The sequence below is a fragment of the Mesorhizobium sp. CA15 genome (assembly GCF_020165215.1).
GTDB lineage: Bacteria > Pseudomonadota > Alphaproteobacteria > Rhizobiales > Rhizobiaceae > Mesorhizobium.
This window is the reverse complement of sequence record NZ_JAIUHQ010000047.1, coordinates 1-1,053: the sequence shown is the minus strand read 5'-3', so window position 1 is coordinate 1,053 and position 1,053 is coordinate 1. Positions and strand designations below refer to the sequence as shown.

At 61.3% G+C, this 1,053-nt stretch carries 1 protein-coding gene; it reads right to left on the bottom strand.

What is annotated here, in order from left to right; all coding sequences use genetic code 11:
- Positions 1–10 precede the first annotated feature (10 nt).
- Positions 11–959, bottom strand: a protein-coding gene (locus tag LB515_RS28065) for an IS630 family transposase (RefSeq protein WP_263490448.1) whose coding sequence is annotated in 2 segments (ribosomal slippage) — positions 11–622 and positions 624–959 — 948 coding nt in all. Because the reading frame shifts where the segments join, the coding sequence is not laid out codon by codon here.
- Positions 960–1,053 lie beyond the last annotated feature (94 nt).

The following is a 1,053-nucleotide window of genomic DNA, read 5'->3' as shown; positions in this document are numbered from 1 at the left end:
CTAGAGTCTTTCATGTTTTGACGGAAGCGTATCCGGCGTTTTCGAAGTAGTTCTTGCATTCGGCTGCCTCGATGGTTTCGACGAGGTGGCCGATGTGGCGCCAAGTGTCCTCGACGGTGCGTTTCTGCGCCTGGCGCATCCAGTGCTTGATCTTGGCGAAGGCCTGCTCGATCGGATTGAGGTCCGGTGAGTAGGGCGGCAGGTACCAGAGCCTGGCGCCAGCGGCCTTGATCATCTGCCTGATGGCCGCCGACTTATGGCTGCCCAGGTTGTCCATGATGACGATGTCGCCGGGCTTCAGCACGGTGATGAGCTGCTGCTCGACATAGGCGCGAAAGCATTGGCCGTTGATCGGTCCGTCGAAGACGCAAGGGGCCGCGAGCCGATCACAGCGCAGCGCGCCGAGGAAAGTCAGCGTGCGCCAATGGCCATGTGGAGCCAGGCTGCGCAGCCGCTTGCCCTTCGGCCCCCAGCCGCGCAGCGGAGCCATGTTGGTCTTGATCCAGGTCTCATCGATGAAGACCAGGCACTGCGGATCGAGGCCGGCCTGCCAGGATCGCCATCGCTGCCGCCTGCGGGCAATATCGGCGCGTGCCTGCTCAAGGGCGAACAGCGTTTTTTTTGAAGCTTAGCCCTTCGCGGCGCAGGAACTGCCACACCGCATTGTGCGAGACCTTGACCCCGCGCGCGGCCAACTCGTCCTTCAGCCGATGCAGCGACAGATCAGAGGTCTGGTTGATCCGCTCCACGATGAAGGCTCGATGCGGTTCCAGAACCCGCCTACGGTGGCCACCCATCTTGCCCGGCGCCACCGAGCCGGTTGCCTGATGGCGCTGCAACAACTTCACGGCTGTCGAATTTGCAATACCGAACCGTTTGGCGGCCGACCGGCGGCTCTCGCCGCTCAAAACCGCCGCCACAACCCGCTCGCGTAAATCATCGGAAAGAGGTCGAACCATCAGATGCTGGCCTCCTATCCAGCCAGCATCTTGAATCACAAATCCGACCGACCGGGAATCCCTTCTGATTCAATCAAGCTATGAAACGCTCTAG